Consider the following 23,825-nt stretch of genomic DNA (forward strand, 5'->3'; position numbering starts at 1 on the left):
CCCCGATGCCGAGTGGACCGAGGCGGAGGGCTTTGCCTACGCCGGCACCTATGTGGGCGCGGAAGCGATCCTCGCTGGCGTCTTCCGACGCCTCGGCACCGCTTTGGGTGGTGTGCCCGCAAGAGCAGTCCGACCGCTTTCGGCCAGATCCAGCCATTCCGGGGCGCATCCAGAACGGCCGCCTCCAGGAAAAGCCGGATCTACCTAATGTTATTGGCGGTTTCGCAGCTTCGGTTGGACCAAAAGAGCGCCGACGGTGGCGATGTGTTTCGCCCACGAGCGAAGCGCTTCCTCCCGCTCGGCACCGAAACTATGCACCTGATAGATCCCCTTCACGCCGCTGTTGGTACTGCTGGCCTGGTGGTTCAAAATGCGGTCCGCGACATCCGAGGGAATGCCAAGGCGCGCCATGGTGCTGACGCCGGTGCGCCGGAGGTCGTGCACGTGCCAAGCGGGAATCTCGGCCGGCTTGATTTTCATCTTTCGCCGCTCTTCTGCCGCGTACTCGTCCACACGCTGCTTCGCTCGCGAGAATCCAGAGACCGGCGTCTTGCCTGTCGTGGTGAAAACCAAGTCGCTCTTCTGGAATCGCGGTATTGCCTTGATGACGGCCTGAGCCGTCGGCGACAGGTGCACGATATGGCGTTGAGCGTTCTTTGTTCGCGCGCTCGGTAGTGTCCAGAGTTGTCCGTCCTCGGAAATCTCCGACCAACGCATGCCAGCCACTTCGCTACGGCGCTGCAGTGTAAGGATCAACAGATGAAACATCGCGCCGAATGGGGGGGCGAGCTTCTCCGTGGCACGCCATACCGTCCCGAGTTCGGCGTCGGTGAGGGCGCGATCCCTTGCTTTTGATTTCTCCGGTGCGACCGCACGGGCCATTGGGTTCGAGAACACCAGCTCCCGCCGCTCCGCCCAGTTGAAGGCGGCGTGGGCATAGCGGAAGGCATGGCTCGCAGCCGCCGGCCCGCGTTCTTCGCGGATCTTATCCAAGGCGTCGCTCGCCTCCGCCGAGGTAATGCTCTGCGCCGCCCTGTCCGACCATTTGGCGAAAGAGACGAGGAGCGCTCTCTCTGCCTCGGCGGCATAACCTGGGCTTCGCTTCGGTGCGAGGTGCTCCTTGCGCCAACGCTCGACCATGGCTTTGAAGGTAAAAGCTTCGGCTTTGGCGGTGTCCCGCTCGAGCTTTCTCTCTTGCACCGCTGCGTGCGTCGCCGAACGGCGTTCGGCGAGTGGATCGCCGCCGGCAGAGACCCGCCCGCGCGCCTCCTGGGCAAGAGTTCTGGCCTGATCGACAGTGATCACGCCGTACTCTCCGAGCGGCAGGCGCCTGACAGTACCGCCATGCTTGTACTGCAGAAGGAAGAGCTTGCTGCCGCTGGCGGTCGCGCGCAGGGCGAAGCCCGTCACATCGCCATCGAAAAGGAGCGCGTCTTTGCGGTTCGGCGGACAGGAGAAGGCGTCGACCAGCCGTTTGGTGAGGCGCGCTCGCTCGCGCTGTCTTCTCATCGGGCGGGCCGGTGAGAAAGTGAGAAGAGGGGAGAAAGGGCATTCTCCCCATTTTTTCGGGCAAAGGAGAAGGCAAAACAGGGACTTATCTTTAGGTGAGAAAGTGAGAAGACAAACACTGCTATTTCTCCCGGCTGAACACCGTCGCAGGCCGCTCGTCGCGCGTCTGGAAGGTCGCTGGCGGACTCTCTGCGGACTCTGTTGATCGAGTAAAGGGGGCGGCCGCTGTCGCTGCCTGTCGAAGGGCCCGGCCTTAGGCCATTGATTTTGGCTGCGAATGGCGAAGTTTGACGATGCTAGTCGGTGCGTTGATCCAGACTACGAATCTGGGGGTTGGAGGTTCGAGTCCTTCCGGGTGCGCCACCGCTCTTTTTAGGTGGCTGATTTACCAAAAAATTCGGAAGGTGTGCGGGCCGGGGAATACCCAGCTTGCAGGAAGTCATTCCTTCTTCGTTCGTGCCGCGCCCATGCGCGCAATCTTCGCCCCGCTGATCTCTGCCGAGTGGAAAATCTCAACAAGCGGTGCCGTCCTCTCGGAGCGGGCGCTTAGCCTTCCGTTCCGCTGCGCAGAACCACTTCATTCTCCGTCGGCAGGTTTACCGCCGACTCCATGATGTGAGATCGGATCTCCCGCGCCAGCATGGCCGAATCCCGCAGCGTCAGCGCCGCCAGAATCCGCCGATGCCCCGCCGCGCTCTCCTGCAGGGCCCTGAATGACGGCCAAAGCCCCTTCGGCCAGAGTCGCGCCCGGTCGCGCGCATCCACAATCAGCTCAGCCAGGATCCGGTTCGGCGTTCGCGCATAGAACGCGTCGTGGAAGGCGAGGTTCGTGCGACTCCAATCCGCGTGGGAGCCGTGCACGGAGGCCTGCTCGAACTCCCCTGCCAACACAGCCAGCTGCGCCATCGACGTTCCGTCGACGTGCGGCATTGCCGCGACCGCGGCATCCACCTCGAGCAGCGCACGGATCGAGAGCAGGTCCTTCAGGCGACGCATGTCGGTGACCGCGACGCGGAAGCCGCGGAAGGGCACATGCTCGACGATTCCACGGAGCGCCAACTCCGATAATGCGGTCCGCACCTCGAAGCGATTCGCATCCAGCCGGCGCTCCAGATCGATCTGCCGCAGCCATTCGCCCGCCCGATATTCGCCGGCGCGCAGGATCACCGCGATCTCCAGGCCAAGCTGGCGTTTGGGGCGGACCTGGGCGGACATGAGGAACCTTCGAATGGGGACTTGTGAGCTGGTGACGCCGCTTCTACAACAATCGCCAGGATTGGCGCCAATTTAATTCGGCGCCTCATCGCGTCGGGGGCCATGCATTCCCGCCGCCCACGAAGGGACCGGGCTCTTGGATGATGTGATGCCGAACAAAGCCCAGGCGCCGCAAGGCGAGGCGGCCGGCAAGCCGCTGCCGCTCGCCGGCATTCGCGTCCTGGAATTCTGCCATGTCATCATGGGTCCCTCCTGCGGGCTGGTGCTGGCCGATCTCGGTGCGGAGGTGATCAAGATCGAACCCGTGGAGGGCGATCGTACACGCCGCCTCTCGGGCTTCGCCGCCGGCTTCTTCGCGACCTTCAACCGCAACAAGCGCTGCCTCGCCGTCGATCTCAAGGCGCCAGAGGGCCGTGCGGTCATCGCGCGCCTGCTCGAGAACACCGACATCCTCATCGAGAACTTCGCGCCCGGCACGATGGAGCGGCTGGGTTTCGGCTATGAGGAACTGGCTGCCAAGCATCCTGGCCTCATCTACGGCGCGCTGAAGGGATTTCTCTCCGGCCCCTATGAGAAGCGCCCTGCGCTGGATGAAATCGTGCAGTTCATGTCGGGCCTCGCCTATATGACGGGTCCGCCCGGGCAGCCGCTGCGCGCCGGTGCCTCGGTCTGCGACATCCTCGGCGGCGTGCTCGGCGTCGTTGGCATCCTCGCCGCCCTGCAGGAGCGCGGGCGCACCGGCAAGGGCCAGCTGGTGAAGTCGGCGCTCTTCGAGAGCGCGGGCTTCCTCATGGCCTCGCACATGGCCGGTGAGGTCGTCACGGGCCGGCCCATGCCGCCCATGCCCGACCGCCAGGGCGCCTGGGCCATCTATGAGACCTTCGCCACCTCGGACGACCGGCAGATCTTCCTCGGCATCACCAGCGACCAGCACTGGAAGCGCTTCTGCGACAGCTTCGGTCTGGACGCGCTGCGCGACGACCCGAAGCTGAAGACGAACGAGGACCGCGTGGCCGCGCGCCCGATGCTCAAGAAGGTCATCGCCGACCTGATGCTCCAGCGCACGCATGACGAGCTGGCGGAGATCTTCGAGCGCGCCTCCATCCCCTTCGCCCCCGTCGCGCGCCCCGGCGACCTGCCGGACGACCCGCAGCTCAACGCCCATGGCCGCATGCTCAATGTCGAGATCGGCGACGGGCGCGTGGTGAAGCTGCCGCGCCTGCCCATCGAGATGGGCGATCACGACACCGGCCTGCGCTCGCAGCCCGGCCGGATCGGGCAGGACACGCTGGCCATCCTGGCCGAGCTCGGCATCCCCGGGGAAGAAAGCACCGTGCTCGTCGAGCGCGGCATCGTCGGCGGCGCCTAGGCGGCCGACAGGGAAGGACCATCCATGACCGACATGCCGACATCCATCGACATCCACGAGGAAGGCCCGCGCGAGGGCTTCCAGATCGAGCCCGGCCCGATCGCGACCGCGGACAAGATCCGCCTCATCGAGGCGCTGGCCGAGACCGGCCTGCACCACATCCAGGCCTGCTCCTTCGTCAATCCGCGCGTGGTGCCCGGCTGGGCCGATGCCGCCGAAGTCATCGCCGGCTTCAAGGCGAAGCCGGGCGTGCAGTACACGGCGCTCTGGTTCAACGGGAACGGTCTCGAGCGCGCGCTCGCCTTCCGCGACAAGCTGCACATCACCGGCAGCATCTCGCTCACGGCGTCAGAGGCCTTCACGCGCAAGAACCTCAACCGCAGCCATGCCGAGAACCTGGAGGCGATGCGCAAGCAGACGGCGCTCCATCTCTCGCACGGCGTGCCGGTCGAGCGCATCGGCGTGATGGCGGCCTTTGGCTGCAACTACCAGGGCGATATCACCGCCGAGCAGGTGATCTCGACGCTGGAGGATGGCTTCGCCATCGCCAAGGAATATGGCGCGGAGATCAAGCGGATCTCACTGGCTGACACCATGGGCTGGGGCGCGCCGCACCGCATCGAGCGCGTGGTGGGCGAGGTCCGCAGCCGTTGGCCGGATCAGAAGATCGGGCTTCACCTGCATGACACGCGCGGACTTGCCGTGGCGAACGCGCATGCCGGCCTGAAGATGGGCGTGGCGCAGTTCGACAGCACCGTGGGCGGCCTCGGCGGCTGCCCCTTCGCGGGCCAGAAGGGCGCGGCGGGCAACATCTGCACGGAGGAGCTGGTGATGCTCTGCCAGGAGATGGGGATCGAGACGGGCGTGGACCTCGACAAGCTGATTGAGGTCGGCCGCATGGCGGAGGAGATCGTGGGGCATGTGCTGCCGAGCGAGCTGATCCATGCGGGCAGCCTGGGGCTTTTCCGTAAGCAGGCGGCATAAGAGTTAAGGCCAGGGGCATTGCCGCTGGACCCCAGCAGGAAACTCAGTTTCCTGCACCTTCGATGAACTGAATAAGAGCCGGGAAACGCGTTTTCCCGGCGGGGCGAGGGGGTAAACCCCTGTCTCAAAGGGATGGAAATAATGATCTTACGCCGCCGCCCGCTTCTGGCTGGAATGCTGGCTGCTCCCCTTGTTGCGAGAGCCCAATCCTTTCCGACGCGCCCCATTCTGCTGATCGTCAGCGGCCCCGCAGGCGGCACCACCGACTATACCGCACGCCTCATCGCGCCGCCGCTTTCCGAGAAGCTCGGAGTTCCCGTGACCGTGGACAACCGCCCCGGCGGCAACGGCACCCTTGCGGTGATGCCGGTGGTGCGGGCGCGCCCGGACGGGCACACGCTGATGCTGGCCTATTGCGCCAGCCTCACGGGCCGCCCCGCCCTGGAATCCAATCTCGGCTACGATCCGCGCAAGGACCTCGCACCCATCGCGCTGCTCATCGAGGCGCCGCAGGTGATGATGGTGCACCCGTCCATCCCCGCGAACACGCTCGCCGAATTCATCGACTACGCGAAGCAGCATCCCGGCCGATTGAACTATGCGAGTTCCGGCAGCGGATCGATGCAGCATCTTGGCACCGAGCTGCTGAAGAACCGCACGGGCATCGACATGGTCCACGTGCCCTATCGCGGCACGGGCGAGACGATGAACGACGTGCTGGCCGGACGCATCCAGTTCTACATGACCACGCCGCCGCCCGCGCTGCCCTTCGTGCGCGAGGGCAAGCTGAAGGCCCTGGCCATGGCCTCGACCGAGCGCCACCCGGCGATGCCCGAAGTGCCGACGGTGGCCGAGGCGGGGCTGCAGGACTTCTCCGCCGAAGCCTGGTTCTCGCTGATGGGGACGGCCGGCACGCCGGCCCCCATCGTGGAACGGCTGACTCGGGAATGTCGCGACATCCTCCAGCAGGAGGCCGTGAAGCAACGCGCGCTGCTGGCCGGCGCCTTCGTCCGCTATGAGGATCCGCAGACGCTCGCGAGCCGGATCGACCGCGAGATCGTCGGCTGGACGAATCTCGTGCGGGCGCAGGGCCTCACGATCGAATGAACCAAGAAAAGGAAACGCGTCCATGACGACGAAGGTTTCGCGCCGCCTGGCGCTCGGCATGCCCATGCTTCTCGCCGCGCCCGCTCTCGCGCAGGAGGTCTGGCCCGCCCGGCCCATCCGCATGGTGCTGCCCTATGCACCGGGCGGGGCGACGGATGTGATCTGCCGCCTCATCGCCGACAGGCTGTCCCAGCGGCTCCCGCAGCGCGTGGTGGTGGAGAACCGCAGCGGAGCGGGCGGGAACATCGGCGCCTCGGCGGTCGCGCGCTCGGCGCCCGATGGCTACACGCTGCTCTTCACCAATAACGGCCATGCCGTGAACAAGCTGCTCTACACGACGCTGGACTATGATCCCCAGAAGGATCTCGTCCCCGTCACGATCGTGGCGGAAAGCCCGATGATGCTCGTGGTTCCCGCCTCGCGACCCTGGCGCACGCTGGAGGATTTCGTGGCTGCCGTGCGTGCCGCGCCGGACCGCTACACCTATGGCACCACGGGCGGCGGCGGCACGTTGCAGCTGGTCTCGATCCTTTTGCTGCAAGCGGCAGGGCTCAAGATGACGGACGTGCCCTATCGCGGCAGCGGCCCGGCTTATCTCGACATCACGGCGGGCAATCTCGACATGCTCTATGATGCAAGTCTGAGTTCCCTGCCTCTGGTGCAGTCAGGACAGGTGCGCGCGCTGGCCGTCTCCACGCCGCGGCGAATGACGGCACTGCCGGACATGCCAAGCGTGACGGAAGCCTTTCCGACGGCCGGTTTCAGCGTCTGGCAGACCATCCTGGCGCCCACTGGCACGCCGGCGCCGGTGATCGCGCGACTGAACCGGGAGATCGCCGCCGTGCTGGCCGAGCTTCGCCCGCGCCTCGCGGAGCTTGGTGTCGAGCGCACCGTCGGCAACACGCCGGAGGAGGCGGTCGCCTACATCGCCGAGGAGACGCGCCGTTGGCCGGCAATCTTCCAGGCGGCGGGAATCCAGGCCCAGTAACCCTTCACGCAGGACGTCGCCGCCCCTAGCCTCCGCCCATAAAAAATGGAGGAACGGCCATGCGCCGACGTCACCTGCTGGGCGCCAGCCTGGCCTTTCCCGCGCTCGCCCGGGCGCAAGGCGCCTGGCCGCAGCGTCCCGTCCGCATCGTGGTTCCCTTCGCCGCGGGAGGCGCGACCGACATTCTCGCGCGCGCCGTCGCGCAGTCGCTCCAGGCGGAATACGGCCAGTCCTTCGTCGCCGAGAACCGCACGGGCGCGGGCGGCACCATCGGCGCCGAGGCCGTCGCAAAATCCACGGCCGACGGGTACACGCTCCTGCTCGGCACGACGGCCACTCAGTCCATCACGCCGCACCTCTATGCGCGCTTGTCTTATGATGCGGCGCGCGACTTCGCCGCGGTCAGCGCCGTGGCTTCGGTGCCAATGGTGCTTGCGGTGCATCCCTCGCTGGGCGTGACGGATGTCGCCGGGCTGATCGCCAGGGCGAAGGCCGAGCCGGGACGGATCACCTTCGCCTCCTCCGGCCAGGGCTCGATCACGCATCTGGCCTCGGAACTGTTCCGCGCGCGTGCGGGCGTGGAACTGACGCACGTTCCCTATCGCGGCAGCGCCCAGGCGATGACGGACCTGGTCGCGGGGCGCGTGCTGATGATGATCGACCACGCGCCGACGATCCTGCCGCAAATCTCGGCCGGCGCACTGAAGGCGCTGGGCGTGGCGGGCGCGCAGCCCATCGCGCAGCTGCCGGAGGTGACGCCAATCGGACGGACGCTGCCGGGCTTCGAGGTGTCGTCCTGGTTCGGCGTTCTGGCGCCCGCAGGGACGCCGGAGGCTATCGTCGCGCAGCTCAATGCAAGCATCGGCAAGGCTCTCGTCCAGCCCGAGGTTGCCGCCAAGCTGCGCGAGCAGGGCGCCGATCCGATGCCGGGCAACCCCGATGCCTTTGCCACGCTGATCGCGCGCGATTCCCGTCTCTGGGGCGAGGTCGTGCGCAGCGCGGGCGTGACACTGGGCTGACCCGCCGAGGCCAAGCGGAAGCAAAGGTCAGCCGCGCCGTGCCGCCTCGATCGCGGCGACGTCGATCTTGCTCATCGTCATCATGGCGGCAAAGGCGCGCCGGGCTTCGTCGCCGCCAGCCGCTATCGCGTCGGACAGCGCGCGTGGCGTGATCTGCCAGTTGATGCCCCATTTGTCCTTGCACCAGCCGCAGGCGCTCTCCTGGCCGCCATGGCCGACGATGGCGTTCCAATAGCGGTCGGTCTCCGCCTGATCCTCGGTCGATATCTGGAAGGAGAAGGCCTCGCTGTGCCGGAAGGCCGGGCCGCCGTTGAGACCGAGGCAGGCGACGCCGGCGACGGTGAACTCGACGGTCAGCACATCGCCCGCCTTCCCGGAGGGGTAGTCACCGGGCGCGAGGTGGACGGCTTTGACGGCGCTATCGGGAAAGGTCTCGGCGTAGAAGCGGGCGGCGGCCTCGGCCTCCTTGTCGTACCAGATGCAGATCGTGTTCTTGGGCATGGAAATCTCCTTTCATTCTGAAGCGTGAATGGGGGCGACGGACCGCTTTTCGCATTCTCCGTCCCGTCGGGCTTTACCGCGGGGCGGGGGAGGGGGAAGCTTAACCCATGCGACCTCCTCCGCGCCGAAGCGCGAAGCCGCCGGCCACGATGACATCCGCCCAGGTCCGCGCCGCCTGGCTGCGCGCCCAGCGCCTCGACGAGGAAGCGCCCTTCGGCGCCGGCGCCGAGGCCACGCGCGCGGCCACGGCCCATCTCGGCTATGTGCAGATCGATACGATCAACGTCATCGAGCGCAGCCACCACCACATCCTGCACACGCGCATCCCGAGCTACCGGCGTGCGGATCTCGAACAGGCGCAGTCGGGCGACAAGTCCGTTTTCGAGTACTGGACCCACGCCCTCGCCTATGTCGCCTCCGAGGATTGGCGGTTCTTCCTCCCGGCGATGGAGCGCGCCCGCGCCATGCCGAATGCCGACTTTGCCGATGTGGACCCTGCGGATTACGCGGCGATGCTCGGACGAATCCGCAAAGACGGCCCTCTCACCATCCGCGACATCGATGACGACGTGCTGGTCGAGAAGACGCATCCCTGGGCCAGCCGTAAGCCATCCAAGCGCGTGCTGAAGCTCGGCTTCTTCCGCGGCGACCTCGTGATCTCCCGGCGCTCCGGCATGGTGAAGACCTATGAGCTCGCCACGCGGCATTTCGGCTGGCGCACTGGCCCGAAGCTCGCCACCGAGGCGCAGACCGCCGCCTATATGCTGCGCCGCGCGCTCAACGCTCAGGGCGTCGTGAGCCTCGATTCCATCTGCTACGGCAGCCTCTCCTCCAAGCCGCGGGTGGCGGCCGTCATCGAGGGCGAGGTGCGCCGCAAGCGGCTCGTGCCCGTGCAGATCGACGGCTTCGAGAAGGTCGCCCACTGGGCAGAGCCGGCCACCCTGGAAAGATCCGCTTTGGTGGAGCCGCGCATCCATATCCTTTCGCCCTTCGATCCGCTGGTGATCCAGCGCAAGCGGCTTGAAGCGTTCTTCGGCCATGTCCATCGCTTCGAGGCCTATGTTCCGGCTCCCAAGCGCATTCTTGGCTATTTCGCGCTGCCGGTCGTCGTTGGGGATGAGGTTGTCGCCGCCATCGATCTCAAGACCGATCGGCAGGCGAAGAAGCTGCTCGTGCAGAAGTGGACTTGGATCGCCAAGGAACGCGACGGGCTGAAAGCCAGGATCGACGAGGCGCTGACGCGCTTCCAGAAATTTCAATTGGCCTCGACGCCGGACGAGTGATGCGAGAGGGCTTGGCCCCCTCGCACCACGCCGACCGTGTTCAGGCCGTGGGCCTCAAGGCGCCGGCGCGGCGACGGTGTCTCCCGGCCGCTGCGGCGGCAGCTTGATCGCCAGCGCCCGGAACCGCCCGGTCGTCGCGCGCGAGCCCGCATGCGGCGTACCGCGTGGGATGATGATGAGGTCGCCCGGCTTCACCTGCACCTCGCGGTCGCCGAGCCAGAAGGAACCTTCGCCCTGGAGGATGAGCTGAATCTCATGCGCGTCGGCATGGTAGTGCCGCATCACATTGCCGCTCTGCACGCCGACCGTGCCCTCGGGCACGGCCGCCAGGGTGCGGCTGCGCAGGTCGGTGTTGGGAATGAGGTTGCCGATCTCCTCATCCGTCATGCTGAACAGATTGACGATCTGCGGCGTCAGGGGGGCGGGGCCTGACTGCGCGTCGGCATGCGGGACCAGCCGGTCAGCGAAAAGCCCCGCCGTGAAGGCCATGGCCAAACCGGCGAGGATGAGGGGAGTGCGCATGGGGGCGTTTCCTTCGTGATTGTTCCCGGCCCGGATCATCGGCTCCAGGCGCCCCCGGATGCAATCAACTTGCGAAGCGTGCCTTCAGCCAGGCGCCCGCCGCTTCCGCGGCCCGATCCGCGGCGCCCACGAAACCGATGGCGCGGGCGAAGCCGTGCACCGTGCCGGGGAAGGTCTGCAGCTCGAGGCTGACGCCGGCCATCCGCAGCTTCTCCGCGAAGGCCAGGTTTTCCGAGGCCAGGACGTCCAGCTCCGCGACGTGCATGAGCGCGGGGGGCAGGGAGGAGAGCTCGCCACGCATCGGCGACGCGAAGGGCGACATGCGCGCCACCGCATCGGGGCAATAGGCGTCCCAGTAGAAGCGCATCTTCTCCCTGGTCAGGCCATAGCCCTCGCCGAACTCCTGGTAGCTCGGCGTGTCGAGGACATGATCGTAGACGCCGTAGTTCAGCAGCAGGCCCTTGAGCTTCACCGGCTCCGGCTGCTCGGCATTGAGCAGCGCCACGCCCGCCGCGAGATTGGCCCCCGCGCTGTCGCCGCCGAGGATGATGCGGGAGGGATCGAGGCCCAGCTCCGCGCCGCGCGTGGCCACATGGCGCATCACCGCGGCGCATTCCTCGAGAGCCGTGGGGAAGACGGCCTCGGGGCTCAGCGAGTAGTCCGGCCCGAGCACGGCGCAGCCCGAGGCCGCGGCATAGGCGCGCATCAGCTTGTCATGCGTGTCGATGCTGCCCCAGACCCAGCCGCCGCCATGAAGGTAGACGAGCACCGGCAGGTTCGGATCGTTGGACGGGCGATGGAAGCGCATCTGCATGCGGCGGCCGCGAATGGACAACAGTAGGTCACGGCTCTCGGCCATGACGGCGCCGCCCTCGGCCTGGGGGAGCTGGGGTTCGTCGTTGAGGCGGCGCTGCTCGTCAAAGGGCGCGCTGCGGGGCGGATTCGGGAAGACGATGGGCGGGTTGCCGGCCGCGCGACCGGCCACCAAGGCGCTGAACGCCGCCATTTCCGGATCCATCCGCCGATCAGTCATCTCGAAGCCTTTCTGGGGTAGACCCACAGGGCAGCGCGTCACGACGGATGGCGCAAGGGGGCTCTTCCGAGCGATGCCATCGGCTGGACATGTTTCCCGGCGTTATAATCTTCCCCATGTCGCTCATTCTGACGGGTCTCAGCGGATCGGGCTTTCGCGAGACGGCGCTTTTCCGCCCGTGCTCCGTGCTGCTGCGCGCCGATCCCGCATTGCCTGAATCGGCGATCCTCGCCCGCAATCTGCTGGACGGCCGCTTCCAGGGAAAGCTGATGGGCCAGGGCATCGAGGGCTTTGAGCCGCCCGAGGGAGCGCCTGACCTCACCGTGCTCTGCGTCGCGCCCGATGCACAGGCCGAAGCCTTTCGCGATATCGCCGCGATGGGTTGCCACGCCGTGGTCGTGCCGACCGCCGCGCCCAACCTCGGCGCCATGGCCGCCAGCGCGGGGGTGAGGGCCCTGGGCGAGCGCAGTTTCGGCCTCGCGCTTCCCGGCATCGGGCTGAACGCCACGCTCGCGCATCTGCATATCCCGAAAGGCCGCCTGGCGTTGATGGCGCAGTCCTCGGCCATCGCGCGCGCGGTGATCGACTGGGCGGCGGCGGAGGGGCTGGGCTTCAGCCACATCATCGGCATCGGCTCCAACGAGGATCTGGGTTTTGCCCTTGGCCTCGATTGGCTCGCGCGCGACAGCGGCACGGCCTGCGTTCTGCTGGAGCTTCGCCGTATCAAGCAGCGCCGGCTTTTCGTCTCGGCAGCCCGCGCCACGGCCCGCACGCGGCCCGTCCTGGCCCTGCGCCCGGGCGGGCGCAGCGACGACCCTACGGGCATCGGTGATGCGGTGATGGATGCCGTATTGCGCCGCGCCGGAATCCTGCGCGCCAACGGCCTCGAAGACTGGCTCGCCGCCGCCGAGACGCTCGCGCGCACGAAGCCGCGCCCGGGCCTCGGCGCGGGAGACCGCGTGGCGATCGTGGCCAATGGGCTCGGCATGGCGCGGCTCGCTGCGGATGCGGCCGTGGGGCAGGGGCTTCGCCTCGCCGGGTTGAGCGAGGCCACGCATGCTGCGCTCGCCCCACTGCTGGACGGGCGCGCCCCGCGCAATCCGCTCGCCCTCAACGCCTTCGCCGGCGCCGCGCTGGCCGAGGCGGCCAGGCTCCTCGCGGCCGATCGCGAGGTGGATGTGGTCATGGCGATCCACGCGCCCGAGCAGGACGACGCGCCTGCCGAGGCCTTCAGGGCCACCGCCCGCAGCAATCGCGGCGCGCCCATCCTCCTCGGCTGGACCGGCGAGGCCAGCGCCCATGACGAACGCGCGGCTCTCACCGAGGCCGGCCTGCCCGTCTTCGCCACGCCGGAGGCCGTGGCCCGCGGCGCCGCCCATCTCGCTACGGAGCGCCGCAACCGCGCCACCGCCGCCGAGCTTCCCGCCTCGGACGTGCTCACCTTCGAACCGGACCGCGCCGCCGTCCGCGCCCGCTTCGCCGCCGTGCGTGCCGACGGACGACTGCGCCTGCTGGAGGACGAGGCGCTGGCCGTCTTTGCTGCCTACGGGCTGGAGATTCTGCCCGTCTTCCTCGCCGCCACGCCGGCCCGGGCGGCAGGCGCGGCCGTCGGCATGGGCTTCCCTGTCGTGCTTAAGGTCCGCGCCCTGCTGCGCCACAAGAGCGAGGCGGGCGGCGTCGTGCTCAACCTACGAGACGGCGCTTCGGTCACCGCCGCCGCCCAGGCCATGGCGGAGGAGGTGCCGCGCCGCGCACCCGGCACCGCGCTTCAGGGCTTCCTGGTCCAGCGCCAGGCGCCGCGCGGCATGATGGAATTGCGGCTTCGCATGGAAGACGACGCCATGTTCGGCCCCTGGATCGGCTTCGGCCAGGGCGGCACCACGGCCGACCTTGCAGAGGACGAGGCCATTGACCTCCCACCACTCAATCTGCCCCTGGCCCATGGGCTGATTGCCCGCACGCGGCTGTCGCGGCTGCTGCCCGGCTTCCGCGACCGTCCGCCCGTCAACCAGCCTGCCATCGCCGATGCGCTGGTGCGGGTCAGCCAACTGCTCGTCGACTTCCCCGAGATCGCCACGCTCAGCGTCAATCCCCTCTTCGCCGATGCGCGCGGCGTGCTGGCGGCCGATGCCTCGCTGACCCTGCGCCCCGAGGGTGAGGCGGCGCTGCTGGCCATCCCTCCCTATCCCGCCGAGCTCGCCGAGGATTTCGTCGCGCCCGATGGCCAGACCTACCGGATCCGGCCTATCCGTCCGGAAGACGCGACGGCCCATGGCGCCCATTTCAGGACGCTGCCTTCCGAGGATGTCCGCTTCCGCTTCTTCTCGACCATGCGCGAGCTGCCGCCGGCCATGCTCGCCCGCCTTACCCAGATCGACTACGATCGCGAGATGGCCTTCGTCGCCGCGCGGGGCGGGCAGATCTTCGGCACCGCGCGCATCATCCGCGACGGCTCGGGCGGTGGGGCTGAGTTCGCGGTGGTCGTGAGCCCTTCGGTCAAGGGCACCGGTCTTGCGCGACACCTGATGGAGCGTGCCGTTGCCTGGGCTCGGGGCGCGGGCATCACGGAACTTGTCGGCCACGTCCTGGCCGATAACCTGCCGATGCTGGCCTTTGTTCAACGCCTCGGCTTCTCGCTGAGCCGCAATCCGGACGATCAGGAGATCATGACGGCGCGGATGACGCTGGAGTAAGACGCCGCCACGATTCGGCCTCGGAACGACCCAACCCCGGCCATCCCAGGCGCGTTTCTTCCTTGGCGCGGCCCATTGCCGCCTGAGGAGGTACACATGTCGAAAAAGATCGTCGGCCTCTGCCTTGCCCTGCTGACCCTCTCGGCCCTGCCAGGTTGCGTGGCCTATCCCGCTTACGGGCCGGGCTATTACGGACCGCCTCGCGCCTATGGCTACTATCACCGGCCCTATTATCATGGCGGCTGGGGCTATCGTTACTGAGGCACCGCGCGGCCTCTTGTCGACCATGCCATGGCATGATGCTCTATCCGCTTCTCATCGAATCGTCCGGAGCGGGATGACCGGGGTCGTGATGGCACCGGCTGCATCGGCGCGGCCCGGAAAAATCTAAGAGGCCAGGCATGTCGGATCCGATCGCGCGCGCCTTTCCCGCGCGTCCCCTGCGCGTCACGGCGCCCATTTCCGTCTGGCGCGCGTGGATCGGGGGCATAGTGGGATTCCTGCTCTTCGCCGGTGTCATGGTGATGATGTCAATCGAAGTTCTGCCCGTCCTTTCCAGCGATTACCGGATCCGGGAGACCGCCGTCTCCCTGCCCAAGACGCGGGTGGAGGGCGGCACCTGCCGTGTTCGATTCTTCCTGCTGAATGATTGCGAGGCCACCCTCGTCATTCCGCAGGACCGCGGCCCGGCGCTTCGTCGCAAGGTCGGCTACGTCTTCTTCGAGCCGGGGGCGGGCGTTCGGAATGTCATGCCCATGGGCGACCCGGCGCATCCCGAACTCACCTCCACGGATCTCGGACTGGAGCGCTTCGTCAACCGCGTTGTCACCTATGCCGTGCTGATGGCGGCGATGCTGGCGCTGTGCCTTGCCATGCTGCTCGTCCCCGCCGCCTTGCGGCGGCAGAAGCGCATCCTGGACCAGATGTCGAACCAGGTTTTCAATCCCGTGCCGGCCCGGCTCGTCCGCGCACGGCAGGAGTGGATTGTGTCGCCGATCGCCGGAGGAACGGCCAGCAAGTGGAACCTCGGCACCAAGGGTGAGCCCTTCGTCGTGGACCATCGCGCAGGCATCGTCCTGGCCGTGACGGGCGCCGCGGGGGGCGCGCTCTTCCCGCTAGATGAGAAACTGACCTGGATCGACGTGACCGACGATGAACGTCGCGTGATCTGGGCAGCGCGAGCGGAAATCCAGCGCTCAGCGCAGGGATCGGCGGGTTAGAGAGAGGATTCTCACCTCCGAAGGGGAGGGCTTAGTCGGCATTCTTCGGGCATACCCAGGCGATCAATACCGGCCGGGGCGCTCGCGCGCGGAGAATGATCCCCACAGTCGCGATGCGCCCCGTCATCTCTGATCAGCCCGCGACGAGAAGCGGGCTGATCAGTCGATGTACCGCCATCAGCCCTGTTTGCGGGCGCGCCGGACGAAGCCGAAGCCGAGAAGCGCCGTACCCATCAGGGCCAGCGACACGGGCTCCGGCACGCGGACGATCTGCGCGGAGGACTGAAGGCCGGCGCCACGGCCCGTGAAGGTCGCGGTGATGACGACCGTCTCGGAGAACAGCGCATTGGTCAGCGAGACATTCGCCAGGATTTCCGGCGAAGCATTCGTCGGGCCGCTCGTATAGGTCTGGGTCGCGATCTGCGTGGTGCGGGCGAAGGCGCCGTTGTTGTTGTCGACATAGTTGGTCAGCGTCACGTTCGACACGTCCTGGCCATTCACCAGGAAGTTGGCGGTGAAGGTGCTGGCCAGCGCGGCGAGAAGCCCGCCGGCTGATGCCGAGGTCAGATCCGTCTGCGTGAATTCGACGCGGATGGTGTGCGTGCCGGTGAAGTTGTCGCCGGTCGAGATCGTCGTCGTCTGGGCGAGCAGCGAGGGCGAGTCGACGAAGGGAGTGCCGAATGCGCCGGCCGAGACGCCGAAATTCGTCGTCTGACCCGACGTCGAAAGGGAGCCCGTCGTGGTCGAGGTGGAAAGTCCGCCGACAAGGTTGTTGTCGTCATAAACCCGGAAGGACAGCGTCGGCGCGGCTTGCGCGGCGCCGGCCATGCTGAGGCCTATCAAGCCCAGTGCCGCGAATAAATACTTTCTCATGTGGAGAGCTCCATCGGCTGCGAAGAACCGCGATGAGTCGCGGCATTTTACAATGAGCAATTCACATGCCAGGGAAATAATTAATTAAAAACAGTATGTTGTCGGTGCCTTTCCGACGAAATATCAGGAATTGTAAAATAATCTGACGGTCGGGTCAGTTCCGCGAGCGCGTGGCGGCGGCTTGCGCGAGACCAACCTGTTGTTCCGTCAGTACCGATTGGATGATCCGGCGATCTCGCGCCCCATCCCCGTTGCTTGACGGCACGAGCTCAACCACGGCCAAAACCGGCCGGCCACCATGGCCGAGCAGCGCATTCCAGGCCTGGGTTGCGCGGATGCGCAGACCGTCACCTGCGGGAGCCCCATCCAACCAGGCGGCAACGCCCACGACTGCCGCCCGCGCCGCGCCAGGGCTCGTCCGCCCTTGGCGAACCTGCCAGCGCATGCCGGGCCCGGTCACGTCGAAGATCAATGCCTCGTCGTCCGTCCCCGCCGCCTGGCGCCGCATACCCGAGACGGCGGACCAGTTGGAGGCAGGCGCAAACACGATCAGGGAAGCCGTGACCGTCGCGCCAGCGCAGTTCAGGGCGGTTCCCTGTGCAACGCAGCCGGGGGGCGCAGCGAGATGCGCCGGTTCGTGTTGCGGGGCTGGAACCGAGGCGTCCAGCGCGGAGGCCGTCACCGGGCCCACCGCCGCGAGGCCCAGAGTCAGCAGGGTGGCAGCCGCGAGGCGGGACCGCGTCGGCGGAGGCGATGCCACGGCGGAGGCGCGCGCCTCCGGCGTCCCGTCCTGCCGGAAGGGAAGACCTGCGAGGATGAGCAGGATCATCACCGCCGAGAAGAAAATCCAGCCGTAGACCAGATGGTCGGCCGCCGCGGCTTCGGCGCTGCCCATGTGATGGCCCATCAGCACAATGGCGAAGGCGCGGATGCCATTGGCAACCAGCGGCACGAGCACTGCCAGCAAGAGCACCACCAGCCGCCGCCAGGTGTCGCGGAACATCGACAGCGCGTAGAGCGCGCCGAAGGCGACGGCGGCGATGAGGAAGCGCAGTCCCGCGCAGGCCTCGGCGACGAGGAAGGTCCCCTCCGGAATCTCGATGACGAGGCCGTCCGCGTGATGCGGAATCCCCAGAAGCCGCAGACCGAACAGGATCATCTCGAGCGTGATGTTCTGCAGCCAGGGCGTTGCGAACTCGCCGAAGGGCACGAGGAAAATGAGATAGGCAAGGGGGGCAGCCATTGCCACCACGATGCGCCAGCCGAGCGTGGCAAGCACCAGTACCCAAACGATGCCGAGCGCGGCGAATTGTCGCGCCTCCATCACGCCCAGCCGTTCCATGACGAGCCAGGCCACCGCGCCACCGAGGGCGAGCAGCCCGGCCATCGGCAGGGGTTCCGGCGACAGACCGGCCAGCCGGTCGCGCCTTGTCCAGGCGAGCCAGATGGCGATGGGCAGAACGAGCCAACAATGGCCATAGGCGCTGGATCGGTCCCAGGTCGAAACCGCGGCCCCGATTTCGCTGGCGAAAAGTGCGGCGAGGCCCGCCAGTCCAAACCCCAGGGCGGTCAGGGCGCCGTACCAGCCCGTCAGGCGTGGGAGGGCGATTTCGGCCCGCTGCGCGAGGCTCACGCCACCACGCGCTCGCGCAGGGACAACCGGTCCGGGGTCGGATCCATGGCAAGATCCAGCCGTTGCAGGGTGGCGCGCCAGTCGTGCCCACTCAAGACGGCAAGACGGCCCGCAGCCCCCAGCTTGGGATGGGCCCCATCAAGAACCTCGCGCACGCGCTGCGCCGTCTCGAAGGCGCCCTGCGCGACCAGGACGTCGCGCCCGGCCATTGCGCGCACGCCCTCGAAAGCCTCCGGCGAGGCCACCACCGGCCGCGCCATGGCCATTGCCTCCAGCACCTTGTTCTGGATTCCGCGCGCGATCCGCAGCGGCGCCACCGCCACATCGGCATAGGCGAGGTAGGGGCGCACGTCCGGCACCGTGCCGGTCACGTGGACGCCGCGCAACTGCGCCAGCGCCCGAACGGCCGGCGAGGGATTGGCGCCGACGATATGGAAATCGGCATCGGCGATGAGCGGCATCACCTCGCGGGCGAACCAGGAGACGGCCTCCACATTGGGCCGGTAGTCCATGGTGCCCGTGAAGACGAGGGCGCGCCTGCCGGCCGGATAGGGATTCTCACGCGGGACGTCCGGGTCGAAGCGGCTCAGCTCCACGCCATTGTCCACATGATCCACTTTGCCGGCGCATTCCGGCGCGAGGGCCGAGAAATGCTCAGCCTCGGCGGCCGAGACGAAGAGGGTGCGCTCGAAATCGGCCGCCGCCTTCCGCTCGAAGGCGAGCAGGGTGCGCGCCTCGCGCGCCCAGACCTGCCGCATGGGCGGTCGTGCGGAGGTGGCGTAGGCACGCCACTTTTCGGAATCGACGTCGACCATGTCGAGCACCCGGCGAAGCCCGGGCCGCTGGGCGCCCATCACATAGGGCGCCATGGCGGAGGAATAGACGAAGACCGCGTCATGTCGTCCGCCCGCGAGATGCTCCGCGGTCCAGGCCCGCAGGCCCGGGTCGCGGAACCAGCCGAGGCTGAGCGGGCGGCCGGGCCGGACCTGCATCAGCGCGCGCGAGGCTGCCTGCAGGCGTGTGCCCGTCCAGCGCGCCTCGACACTCGCGCAGACCTGCTTCAGCGCGGGGACATGGTCGAAATCCGCGCGATCGTCGACGAGGCAGCCGAGGTCGATCGCCCAGTCGCGCGCGAGATGCTCGAGCATATGCCAGGCCCGGATCTTTTCGCCCTTCTCGGGGGGAAAGGGAATGCGATGGCAGAGGAAGAGGAGCCGCCCGCCCATCAGCCGAGTCCGCGAACGATGTAGGGACCGATGCGGTTCGCCATCACGAGCGGAAGCCGCCGCCAGGCCTTGATCATCAGCCGGTATTTCGGGTTGGAGGGATTGTTCTGTGGCAGCGTCGCGCCGTCGCGCAGTTGGTAGCAGTAGCGCAGCGGCTCAGGTGTGAAGCCCCAGTTGCACTTGAAGGCGAAGGCGCCGGTGTCCTTCTTGCTGCGGCCGAAGTCGAAGAGCCTTGCGCCGCGCTCCGCGCCCGCCCGGCGCATCACCTCCCAATAGAGGAAATCGTTGGCCGCGAGGCCGCGCGCCGCGCGCCCTCCGCCACCATAATAGGGCAGCACTTCCTGTCGGAAGTGGAAGTTGAGAACCGAAGCCACCGCGCGCCCCTCGTGCAGGACGGTCGTTACGTCGTGTTCGTTGGGAAAGGCGTCGGCCAGAAGCCGGAAATAACGCTCGGAGAACACCGGCGTGCCCAGCGCATGCACCATCTCGGCATAGACGCCGTGCAGCGCGCGGGTGTCGCTGTTGGAGATGCTCGTGAGGCCGTTCTGGATGCCCTTGCGGACCATCGCGCGCTGCTTGCGGGGGATGGCCTTCATGTCGGCCTCGGCCTCGCCGGTGATGGCGCGGCGGAAGGTGTAGTGCAGTGGTGGACGCTCCGACCAGCCGGCATCGGCCTCGTCACGCCGGCGGAACTCCAGCAGCGGAACGCCCGTCCTGCGCATGAGAGCATGCGCGTGGTCTTCCAGCGCCTGCGCGGCTTCCGGCGTCGCGGCCACCGGGCCGCCATAGACGCAGAAGGGTGTGGAGATCAGCGCGTCGCCAAACAGGCGGGTGCGCATGCGGGCGAGCGGCAGCACGCCGGTGATCTGGCCATCCTGCTCGGCATAGACATAGTGCGTCGCATGTCCGAAGGCGGCCTGGATGACCCTTCGCCAGGCCGGCAGGTGGAAGAAGGTGGCCTGCGGCGTCGAGCGCACGAAGACCTCCCAGATTTCCTCAATCTCGGGCGAGGAATGGTCGTCGAGTTCGCGGATCCGTACCGCGGCGGAGAGGTTGGTGAGACCCGCGATCCGAGCCTCGGGTACGGCGCAGTTCATCGTCAGCTCGCCATCGCATGCAGCTCTGTGGCCAGGACGGGGCGGCCGATTTCCTCGGCGAAGACGTCCTCCATCGTGCTCCAGGCGAAATCGTGCAGCAGCCGGTTCAGGCGCGACGGCATGCTGGCCACGCCGGTGTAGTGGCGGAAGCGCGAGAGCCGCCTGGCATGCCAGACGCGGGGTTGCTGGGCATCGATCTCCCAGGGATGGAAATAGAAGATGCCCGGCCGCTGCTCGACCGCGTTCACCTGCCGCAGGCCCGCACGAAAAAGGCGGTAGGGCGCCAGCCGGAACCAGCCGCCGCCCGAGCAGGGCAGGTTGCGACCAAAGGCGCGGCAGGTGGTCATCGGGAGCTCGAGCACGCCGCTCGAATGGGGCCGGTGCGGCACGCGGGGCGCCTCGGGAGACCCGTAGAGGTCGTGGTGCACCGGAAAGACGGAGGAGGAGTAGCGGTAACCCTCCTCGGCGAGGATGCCATGCGCCCAGGGCGTCGAGGGTCCGATCGAGAAGGTCGGGGCGCGATACCCGGTCACGGCCACCCCGCTTTCGTCCTCGAGGATGGCCCGCGCCCGGCGAATATCGGCGCGGAAGGCGGTGGGGCCGATCTGATCCACGCGCTCGTGGCCATATCCGTGGCTCGCGAGCTGGTGCCCGGCCTCGACGATCCGGCGGATGAGTCGGGGATAGCGCTCGCCGATCCAGCCGAGGGTGAAGAAGGTGGCGCGGATGCCGGCGTCGTCGAAATGCTTCAGCACCGCGTCGGTGTTCGCTTCAACCCTGCATGCCAGGAAATCCCACTCGTCGCGCGGAATGGCGTCGGCGAAGCCCTGCACCTGAAACCAGTCCTCGACGTCGACGGTCATCGCGTTGAGGGGCCGGGAGTGCGGCGATGACCTGATCGAAGTGAGCGCGGGAGCGACCTCGGGGGCGATCGCGGTGTGTTTCATGTGCGGGTCCTCGTGCCGTCGAAGAAGATTTCAGCCAGGCGGTTGAAGATGCGTTCCCGATTCCCCGCATTCCGCTCGAGCGTCTCGACGCGCTGCTGGATGTCGCGAAGCCGCTCGTCGTGATCGGTGGAGGGGCCGCGGCCCGCTCTCGACAGCGTCGAGCCCAGATCCTCTTCGAGCTCGATCGCGGTGGCTTCGACCATGTCACCGCTCAACAGATCGGCCCGCTCCAGCATGCCGCTCAACAGCACGCGCGAGCAGAGGCGGTTGATGCGGCGCGGCAGGCCGTCCGTATGGCGATGGATGAGGTCGAGCGCACGGGGCTCCCAGGGTGGGTTCTCGTTCCAGCCCACGGCGCGCATGCGGTGCTTCACATAGGCATGCGTCTCCTCGCAGGAGAGCGCGCCGAGGTGATAGCTCGCCAACACGCGCTGGCGGAGCTGATCGAGATCGGGGCTGGCCAGCGTCGCGCGCAGCTGTGGCTGGCCGAGCAGGATCGTCTGCATTGGCGCCCGCCCGCCCTCGGTCACATTGGACAACATGCGAAGCTCTTCCAGGGCCTCCGTCTTGAGGCCCTGAGCCTCGTCGACGATGAGCAGGAAGCGCCGGTCTCCCGCGCGCAGGGCGGCGGTGATTCCCCGTAGGACGGAGGCCTTGTTGCCTTCCGGGTCCGTCCCGAAGGCCGCGGCCGCCAGACGCAGCAGGTCGTCGCCCGCGACCTGTGTCGTGCTGATGCGCGCGATGGCGAAGCCCGCGGGGTCGAGCTCCGCGCAGAGCCGCTCCACCAGGGTTGTCTTGCCGGCCCCCACCTCGCCCGTCACGACGACGAAGCCCTCACGCTGAGCGATGCCGTAGGTGAGGTGAGCATAGGCGCGCGAGTGACCGGTGCTCGGATAATAGAGCCGCGCATCGGGCGTCATCTGGAAGGGATGCTCGCGCAGTCCGTAGAAATCCGTGAGCATCATGAGGGTCCCCTAGAAGCTCTGCCGAAGGCCGATGAGGATAAGGTTCTGCGTCGCCCGACCGCTGCTGCGCTCGTCGCTGCGGCTGCTGGTGGCGACCTGCACCGTGCCCAGCAGGCGTGGCTGCAACTGGTAGGACAGGGTGACGCTGCCGCTCACCACATCTCCCTTGCCGAGGAGACCGGTGTTGAACTGGCCGTATTGCGCATAGGCGAAGGTCGTCGCGCGCTCGGTCAGCACATGCGCCCAGGAGATACTCCCGGTCGTGCCGTCCTGGTTGAAGCCGACGGTCCCGCTCGCGACCGAGATCGGCGTGCGCTTCTCATTCGTGACCGTCAGGGCGATGGTGTCGCGCGGCCAGCTCTGCGCGATGCTGGCCGAGGCCGAGCGCACACGCATCAGGCTGCTCTGGGCGCCGAGGAAAGAGTTGGCGAAGGGCTGCACGGCAGGCAGGCCGGTTGCCAGGTCGATCGGATTGCCCAGTTCGTCGAGGGTGGTGGTGGAGAGCAGATCGCCCGCGCGGCTGGCGGAGCTGGTCAGCCGCTCGCTGTAATTCGCTGAGAAGCGCGTCCTGCCGCCCAGGGCCAGCGAGGCCTGAAGGAAAGCGGAATCGAAACCGTCGCGCCGGCCGTATTTTGCGATGATCCGGCTTTCGTCGGACAGGTCGAGCCGCAGGCCGGCGGCCCAGATGGGGCCATCGATCCGAATGCCGGGCGTGCCGGCGTATCGCTGCTGCTCATAGCCACCCTCCAGCAGCGCCGAGACGCCACGGATGATGGCGTAGCGGCCTTCGATCGATGCCTCGCGGCGATAGGCGCCGTCGAGCACGCCGGTGCCGATATAGTTGGTGTTGTTCAGGCGGCCTTCGAGGGCGAGGCGTCCCAGATCGGGCCCGCTGCGCCCGACCGCGTAGAATTCATGAGCGGTGAAGTGTTGGTTGGCGAAGACCGGCAGGCCGCCGGGCGTCAGCGAAAATTGGCCGGCCTGCGCGCTGCTCCGCTGGTCCACGTATTGGAAGCCGTAGCCGGCCTGGACGGTGACGAGGTCCCCGAAGCGCTGCATGACATAGGGCGAGGCCTGGAAGGTGGTCGTCTGGATCTTGTTCTGCCGGTTGGCGATCAGGGTCGATTCAGGAGCCACGCCGCCGGTGATGGTCTGCGCGGCCGATGCGCCGCGAATATCGAGATAGAGCAGGTCCGGCACCAGCGTTGCCAGGCCCTGGCCGTTGAACCGCTGGTCCATCCGGTTCTGGCCAGGGGTGTCGGCATAGAACTGGATATTCGGCGCATAGTTCAGCACGCCCTGGAAGCGTGCCGTATCCGCGGCGAGCAGCAAGGCCGGCGTGAGGGTGGTGATCAGGTCCGCTTGGCGGTTGCGCGTCGTCTGGAAGACGTTGTCCGTGCCCATCAGCTGCAGACCGATGCTGGGAACGACGGTCCAGCGGCGGCCCGGCTCGGGGGGAGGCGGCGGCGCGCCCGTCGGGAAGCCGAACCCGCCGAGCCGCACCTCGGGCGAGATCGAAGGCGAGGCAGTCTCGCTGTCCAAAACCGCAGCGCGGGTCGTCGGCAGCGAGCCCGGCCCCACATCGGACGGCAGCGGCGGCGTCTCTGCACGCGCCTGCGACATCCCGGAAATGATCATCGC

At 67.5% G+C, this 23,825-nt stretch carries 21 protein-coding genes; 9 read left to right on the top strand and 12 right to left on the bottom strand.

Annotated features, from left to right (window positions below):
* Positions 1–210 precede the first annotated feature (210 nt).
* A complete protein-coding gene (locus tag ACO057_RS18005) occupies positions 211–1,509 on the bottom strand; it encodes a tyrosine-type recombinase/integrase (RefSeq protein WP_421994003.1) in 1,299 nt (432 codons plus the stop codon).
* 546 nt (positions 1,510–2,055) lie between these two features.
* Complete coding sequence (locus tag ACO057_RS18010; protein WP_421994005.1) at positions 2,056–2,724, bottom strand: GntR family transcriptional regulator; 669 nt, start codon at positions 2,722–2,724, stop codon at positions 2,056–2,058.
* Between the two features lie 148 nt (positions 2,725–2,872).
* Here ACO057_RS18010 and ACO057_RS18015 point away from each other — a divergent pair, with 148 nt between their 5' ends.
* From ACO057_RS18015 to ACO057_RS18035, 5 genes are all read left to right on the top strand, one after another.
* A complete protein-coding gene (locus tag ACO057_RS18015) occupies positions 2,873–4,093 on the top strand; it encodes a CaiB/BaiF CoA transferase family protein (protein WP_421994007.1) in 1,221 nt (406 codons plus the stop codon).
* A 24-nt stretch (positions 4,094–4,117) separates the two neighbouring features.
* Complete coding sequence (locus ACO057_RS18020) at positions 4,118–5,077, top strand: hydroxymethylglutaryl-CoA lyase (protein WP_421994009.1); 960 nt, start codon at positions 4,118–4,120, stop codon at positions 5,075–5,077.
* A 141-nt stretch (positions 5,078–5,218) separates the two neighbouring features.
* Complete coding sequence (locus ACO057_RS18025; RefSeq protein ID WP_421994011.1) at positions 5,219–6,184, top strand: Bug family tripartite tricarboxylate transporter substrate binding protein; 966 nt, start codon at positions 5,219–5,221, stop codon at positions 6,182–6,184.
* Between the two features lie 22 nt (positions 6,185–6,206).
* Positions 6,207–7,172: a Bug family tripartite tricarboxylate transporter substrate binding protein gene (locus ACO057_RS18030; RefSeq protein WP_421994013.1), complete on the top strand. Its 966-nt coding sequence runs from the start codon at positions 6,207–6,209 to the stop codon at positions 7,170–7,172.
* Positions 7,173–7,231: 59 nt separating this feature from the next.
* Positions 7,232–8,191, top strand: coding sequence for a Bug family tripartite tricarboxylate transporter substrate binding protein (locus ACO057_RS18035; protein WP_421994015.1), 960 nt, complete (start codon positions 7,232–7,234; stop codon positions 8,189–8,191).
* Positions 8,192–8,218: 27 nt separating this feature from the next.
* Here ACO057_RS18035 and ACO057_RS18040 read toward each other — a convergent pair whose 3' ends face one another.
* Positions 8,219–8,692 (bottom strand): VOC family protein, encoded by a 474-nt coding sequence (locus ACO057_RS18040; protein WP_421994017.1) that lies wholly within the window; start codon positions 8,690–8,692, stop codon positions 8,219–8,221.
* 149 nt (positions 8,693–8,841) lie between these two features.
* Here ACO057_RS18040 and ACO057_RS18045 point away from each other — a divergent pair, with 149 nt between their 5' ends.
* A complete protein-coding gene (locus ACO057_RS18045) occupies positions 8,842–9,975 on the top strand; it encodes a winged helix-turn-helix domain-containing protein (protein WP_421994019.1) in 1,134 nt (377 codons plus the stop codon).
* 54 nt (positions 9,976–10,029) lie between these two features.
* Here ACO057_RS18045 and ACO057_RS18050 read toward each other — a convergent pair whose 3' ends face one another.
* The gene (locus tag ACO057_RS18050) at positions 10,030–10,497 is read right to left on the bottom strand and encodes a cupin domain-containing protein (RefSeq protein ID WP_421994021.1); all 468 of its coding nucleotides are present in this window, start codon (positions 10,495–10,497) and stop codon (positions 10,030–10,032) included.
* A gap of 64 nt (positions 10,498–10,561) precedes the next feature.
* Positions 10,562–11,503 (bottom strand): alpha/beta hydrolase, encoded by a 942-nt coding sequence (locus tag ACO057_RS18055; RefSeq protein ID WP_421994023.1) that lies wholly within the window; start codon positions 11,501–11,503, stop codon positions 10,562–10,564.
* Positions 11,504–11,646: 143 nt separating this feature from the next.
* On the opposite strand from ACO057_RS18055, the gene ACO057_RS18060 reads away from it, so the two are divergent.
* The 3 genes from ACO057_RS18060 to ACO057_RS18070 all read left to right on the top strand — a co-directional run bounded on the left by ACO057_RS18060 (position 11,647) and on the right by ACO057_RS18070 (position 15,443).
* Positions 11,647–14,223, top strand: coding sequence for a GNAT family N-acetyltransferase (locus ACO057_RS18060; RefSeq protein ID WP_421994025.1), 2,577 nt, complete (start codon positions 11,647–11,649; stop codon positions 14,221–14,223).
* Between the two features lie 96 nt (positions 14,224–14,319).
* The gene (locus ACO057_RS18065; protein ID WP_421994027.1) at positions 14,320–14,484 is read left to right on the top strand and encodes a hypothetical protein; all 165 of its coding nucleotides are present in this window, start codon (positions 14,320–14,322) and stop codon (positions 14,482–14,484) included.
* A gap of 140 nt (positions 14,485–14,624) precedes the next feature.
* Positions 14,625–15,443, top strand: coding sequence for a hypothetical protein (locus tag ACO057_RS18070; RefSeq protein WP_421994029.1), 819 nt, complete (start codon positions 14,625–14,627; stop codon positions 15,441–15,443).
* Positions 15,444–15,620: 177 nt separating this feature from the next.
* Here the strand turns inward: ACO057_RS18070 and ACO057_RS18075 are convergent, their stop codons facing one another.
* The 7 genes from ACO057_RS18075 to ACO057_RS18105 all read right to left on the bottom strand — a co-directional run bounded on the left by ACO057_RS18075 (position 15,621) and on the right by ACO057_RS18105 (position 23,807).
* Positions 15,621–16,316: a PEP-CTERM sorting domain-containing protein gene (locus tag ACO057_RS18075; RefSeq protein WP_421994031.1), complete on the bottom strand. Its 696-nt coding sequence runs from the start codon at positions 16,314–16,316 to the stop codon at positions 15,621–15,623.
* A gap of 154 nt (positions 16,317–16,470) precedes the next feature.
* The gene (gene xrtA / locus ACO057_RS18080; protein WP_421994033.1) at positions 16,471–17,949 is read right to left on the bottom strand and encodes an exosortase A; all 1,479 of its coding nucleotides are present in this window, start codon (positions 17,947–17,949) and stop codon (positions 16,471–16,473) included.
* The gene (locus ACO057_RS18085) at positions 17,946–19,175 is read right to left on the bottom strand and encodes a TIGR03087 family PEP-CTERM/XrtA system glycosyltransferase (RefSeq protein WP_421994035.1); all 1,230 of its coding nucleotides are present in this window, start codon (positions 19,173–19,175) and stop codon (positions 17,946–17,948) included. Before ACO057_RS18085 ends, xrtA begins: the two co-directional genes overlap by 4 nt.
* Positions 19,175–20,272, bottom strand: a complete 1,098-nt coding sequence (locus ACO057_RS18090) for a FemAB family XrtA/PEP-CTERM system-associated protein (protein WP_421994037.1) — start codon at positions 20,270–20,272, stop codon at positions 19,175–19,177. Before ACO057_RS18090 ends, ACO057_RS18085 begins: the two co-directional genes overlap by 1 nt.
* A 2-nt stretch (positions 20,273–20,274) precedes the next feature.
* Complete coding sequence (locus ACO057_RS18095) at positions 20,275–21,219, bottom strand: XrtA system polysaccharide deacetylase (protein WP_421994039.1); 945 nt, start codon at positions 21,217–21,219, stop codon at positions 20,275–20,277.
* The gene (locus ACO057_RS18100) at positions 21,216–22,184 is read right to left on the bottom strand and encodes an AAA family ATPase (protein ID WP_421994041.1); all 969 of its coding nucleotides are present in this window, start codon (positions 22,182–22,184) and stop codon (positions 21,216–21,218) included. Before ACO057_RS18100 ends, ACO057_RS18095 begins: the two co-directional genes overlap by 4 nt.
* 9 nt (positions 22,185–22,193) lie before the next feature.
* Complete coding sequence (locus tag ACO057_RS18105; RefSeq protein WP_421994043.1) at positions 22,194–23,807, bottom strand: TIGR03016 family PEP-CTERM system-associated outer membrane protein; 1,614 nt, start codon at positions 23,805–23,807, stop codon at positions 22,194–22,196.
* Between the last annotated feature and the right edge of the window lie 18 nt (positions 23,808–23,825).

Source organism: Roseococcus sp., from assembly GCF_965227005.1.
Taxonomy (GTDB): domain Bacteria; phylum Pseudomonadota; class Alphaproteobacteria; order Acetobacterales; family Acetobacteraceae; genus Roseococcus.